This window comes from uncultured Cytophaga sp. (assembly GCF_937863595.1).
GTDB lineage: Bacteria > Bacteroidota > Bacteroidia > Cytophagales > Cytophagaceae > Cytophaga.
The window spans coordinates 1-4,265 of the sequence record NZ_CALMGQ010000011.1 but is presented as its reverse complement, the minus strand read 5'-3'; the positions used below and the strand labels follow the sequence as shown (position 1 = coordinate 4,265).

Genomic DNA, 4,265 nt, shown 5'->3' with positions numbered 1-4,265 from the left:
ATGTTAATGTCTTGTTGTATGCTTATTATACCACCACGCTTGCACCTAACGTTTAGTATTGTTTGTTGATGCAGGTGTTAATGCTTGTATCTTTCCACAAACACAAACGAAAGCATGCCTTAATATACAAATTATTCATGCGGGTTTGATGCACTGAAATATCCTTGAATGCGAACCTGCATTAACAACAATATATTGTTGGTGGCAGTCATATTTCAATCGATCAGAATAGCTTTTTGTTTATCTCCTTCACTATTAAAGTAAAATTCTATTCTTTGTTTTAGAGATTCTCTGTATCCTGTAGTTTTAAATTTAATTAAATCCCTTTTTGTTCTATTATTCTCCCTCGGTAAAAATTCAAATCCTTTGATTTTATAATTATTTATTTTGCCGTATAAACTATCGGCTACAATAAAATTATTTACGAATATATTAGATGACAAAGTATCTTTAGTCGATTTATCTAAAAATGCATAAGTAGCTGAATAATTTTGTGCCATTATTGTCTTATAAGTTGAATCGATTGTTTCAAAACATTGAAAAGCATTTTTTACAAGTTCAACCGGAAATTTAAAACTAAATGTTCTATTATTTCCAGAAAAATTCTGATTAATAATAACTTCAATAGTTAAATCTTCTTTGATTTCACTATTTTCCAAATTTTCATATACAATTAATGCAATAGACGTTCCTGCATTTTGAATATCATAAGTAGAATCTTCATTAATATATTTACTTTCAGCTAAACTAACTTCAATATATGGATGTGTTCCCCCAACATCTCCTGTAGAAAAACCCTCTGTTATTTCAACATTAGTTGAAGAATAAACGTCTGAAATTGTATTAATTATTGTTTTATTCTTTTCACTAATACTCGTGCAAGAGGAAAGAATTATTAAAAATATCACGTAATATTTAGTTCTCATGTGTTCTAATTCTTGATTGCCACCAACTAGTTCATACAAGCACCCAGTTGCTTGTATATTTGACTTGTCTTGATTGAATTAATTGTTTTATTTCTATTAATTAGCCCAATACCAGTACTTTCCATAGCAAAAGATACAACCAATTTCCCAATAGCACAAATTATCAAAGATCCTTTAAAAATATATCTCATATTTTTTATCTTATTCTCCGCACGACATCTTTTTATCCGATTTTGATGAAGTTATCCTCCAACTTTACATTAAAGTTTATCTCCGCTTTTAACGCCTTAAAAACTTTCAGTATCGTATCTATTGTAGCACTATTAGCGCTACTTTCAAGTTTAGATATCTGGGCTTTCTGAACACCTATAAGTCTCCCAAGTTCTTCTTGTGTCAGATGACGTTCTTGTCGCGCAGTCTTAATCATTTTCCCCAAAACATCCATCCGCAATTCATATTCATATGTATCACGATTAGACGTGCCAACCTCGCCAATATACGTATCTTTCATCTGGGCAAGTGATCGCATTTTGATTTCTTTAGATGCCATATGATTAGGTCTTTCGTTTATTACTATAATAGTTATTTTTTAATCGTACTGCTCTGTCAATTTCATTTGAAGGAACTTTATCAACCTTTTTTATGAAGCCGTGAGTAGCAATAATCAACGTTTTCTTATTGTCGGACTTATCCCAAAATGCTAGAAGTCTAATTTGAAGACCTGCAAATTTTGTCCGAAACTCCCATATATCGCCTTGAAGCTTCTTTAATAATTTGGGATCAGTTGTCTGCTCAGCCAAATCAATATTGTATAGAATCTTCCTAATTGTTTTTACGTCAAGTCTTGAAATAAACGCATCAACTTCTTCTAAGAATTGAGTTTCAAAGTATCTCATGACTACTATTCAGAGTAAACGTTTTAAAAATACATAAAGTTTCTATATTTAGAAACAAAATGAGGTATATTTGCCTATAATTGTTTCTCTTCATTCCCAAGCTGTCGCAAAACGTTAAAATGTAACGCTTTGTAAAATAGAATAATCCTTTTTTGATTTTCGCATTTCATATGTATTCAACAATTTCCTACATCGTTTCTCTAAGTATATTTTAGAACCAAATCATCTAAAAACTACCTTGTAGTTTAAATTAAAACACAGACCTATTTTCAAATACATAAATCATCCAAGGGACTTCTAACCTGACCAATATGCTTTGTACTTACATAGGCATAAATCTCCGTTGTGGTAGAACTCGAATGCCCTAACAATTGCTGGATAATACGCATATCTGTACCTGCTTCTAATAAATGTGTCGCAAACGAATGTCTAAATTGATGTAAATGGGGCAAGTTGCGCATACCCGCTTTGATTGATGCTTTTTTCAATATTTGTCGCATCGAAGACTGGGAATATTTGTCGCCATACTGTCCTTCAAATAAATACTTCTTTGGTTTATATTCCGCAAAATAGGTACGCAACAGCTCAAGTAATTTCTCAGATAGCATAACCGTTCTGTCCTTAAAATTCTTCGCGTTTCGAAACGTAATAATTTTTCGTTTCGAATCAATATCCTTTAATTCCAAATCAATCACCTCTCCTGCACGAGAGCCTGTGCCGTACATAAACATTAAAATGGCTCTGTGTTTTAAATTATCGCATTGTTTTATAATTGCTTGGATATCTTCTTTCGCCATAACACTCGGCAATACCAATCCTTTTTTCGGTCGCTTAATCTCTGATTTATAAGCAGGCAATTGCTTCACAGATCGATAATAATACAATACCGCATTTATAAACACATGTATAGAGCTGGTGCTAAAACCATTTGCAGTAGCAATTTGCAGCACCAAATCATTTACCTCAGTGGGCGGAATGAGGTCCAAATCTTTTCCCTTTACCTGCAACACATAGAGGTACAGAATGAATGCCGAATGATAATGTTGTATCGTTTGTTTGCTGCAATTATTGGCTTTTAATAATTTTAAATACGCATCCGGAACACGAATATCAGAAGCATAATTTTGCGTCCAAAAAACCGTTTCCAACAACAAGCTTTTTAAAAGTACATGTTGATGCATGGCAATAAATATTTTCCCTTTTACCGCCCGCATTAAGTCGTTGAGCAATAATTCGCTGCGGTCAAAATAAAAAGCACCCAGGCGTTTATCGTAGGTAATAAATGGCAAAGGCAATAAGTGCTTCTTTGTTTCGATTATGGCGTCTGTACTTAATAAAAATTTGGGCAAACCATCTATTTCTGCCAATTTCAGTTGCAGGCGCAAAGGCGCATTCAATTTTGGTATAACCAATCGATCCAACTGCGCACTGGGCGTAGCAACGCCCTTTTGGATGGATTCTTTTTGAAGTTGATGCCTGTTGAAAAGGATCCTCCCTTTTGCAGCCATTTCAAGCATTTCAACATAGCCATCATCGGCCAACATAATCAACTGACCATTGCTTGGGCGCGTGCGGATGTATTGAAATTTTCGCAACCAAGCATAAAGCGGTGGATTTTTATAAAAGGAAAGCAGGTAATGCGACTGTCCTTCGTGCATTAAGAGTTTTAAGTAAATAGTGTTGGCTGTTTTCATGCTCAAAACTAGGCCAAGTAAAATACTTTAGCCGATTGATATCCGGGTATATCCGTATATAACCGATTATAATCGGATAGTAAGCGGATATATCCGTATATTGAAACACATATAGAATTACATATCGAATTACATTTTTAAACGCATTTTTATTCGCAGCTATGGATAAGAAAACCTGTTTACATTGTGGAACGTCCATTGTTGGGCGGTCCGACAAACGCTTTTGCAGCGACCAATGCAGAGCAACATTCAACAACAATACCCGCACGAAGGACGAATTTCTCATTAAAAACGTCAATAAAGTACTGCGTAAAAACTGGCGCATTTTAAAAACCTTAAATCCAAAGGGAATGTCAATTCTGCGAAAAGAAGTGCTCACAGAGATGGGATATAATTTCACCTATTTCACCTCCGTCTACAACACAAACGAAGGGAATCAATATGCCTTTTGCTACGACAGAGGAATTCTACTCTTAGAAGATTCAAAAGTGCGGATTGTAGAGTATCAAGCCTATATGAAAAAGTAAAAAAATAGCAATTGTTAACGTATACAACATTGCATCAATACAATCAAAAATTAAATGATATAGGCTCTAACCACTTTCCTTATCTCAACTTAACCTACGATAGCAATAGCACTCCAACACATACTGTAGTGGTAACATCAACATTCGTTTTAATCCTACTTTGTCAAGTTATTAAAGGATTGAATAGTATGCAATTTAAAGCGTCTGATTCTATAATAAGTT

At 34.1% G+C, this 4,265-nt stretch carries 6 protein-coding genes; 2 read left to right on the top strand and 4 right to left on the bottom strand.

Features of this window, described 5'->3' with window-relative positions:
- Positions 1-215 precede the first annotated feature (215 nt).
- The 4 genes from Q0543_RS01005 to Q0543_RS00990 form a co-directional block, all read right to left on the bottom strand.
- Entirely contained in the window at positions 216-965 is a 750-nt protein-coding gene (locus Q0543_RS01005) for a hypothetical protein (protein ID WP_299247810.1), read from the bottom strand.
- 184 nt (positions 966-1,149) lie between these two features.
- Entirely contained in the window at positions 1,150-1,476 is a 327-nt protein-coding gene (locus tag Q0543_RS01000) for a helix-turn-helix transcriptional regulator (protein ID WP_299247807.1), read from the bottom strand.
- Between the two features lie 4 nt (positions 1,477-1,480).
- A complete protein-coding gene (locus tag Q0543_RS00995) occupies positions 1,481-1,822 on the bottom strand; it encodes a type II toxin-antitoxin system RelE/ParE family toxin (protein WP_299247804.1) in 342 nt (113 codons plus the stop codon).
- Positions 1,823-2,091: 269 nt separating this feature from the next.
- A complete protein-coding gene (locus tag Q0543_RS00990; protein WP_299247801.1) occupies positions 2,092-3,516 on the bottom strand; it encodes a tyrosine-type recombinase/integrase in 1,425 nt (474 codons plus the stop codon).
- A 161-nt stretch (positions 3,517-3,677) separates the two neighbouring features.
- Between Q0543_RS00990 and Q0543_RS00985 the strand changes: the two genes are divergently transcribed.
- Together Q0543_RS00985 and Q0543_RS00980 are read left to right on the top strand one after the other, a co-directional pair.
- Positions 3,678-4,043 (top strand): DUF2116 family Zn-ribbon domain-containing protein, encoded by a 366-nt coding sequence (locus Q0543_RS00985; protein WP_299247799.1) that lies wholly within the window; start codon positions 3,678-3,680, stop codon positions 4,041-4,043.
- 11 nt (positions 4,044-4,054) lie between these two features.
- Positions 4,055-4,265, top strand: a 211-nt coding sequence (locus Q0543_RS00980; RefSeq protein ID WP_299247796.1) for a hypothetical protein, incomplete at its 3' end; no start/stop codon positions are given.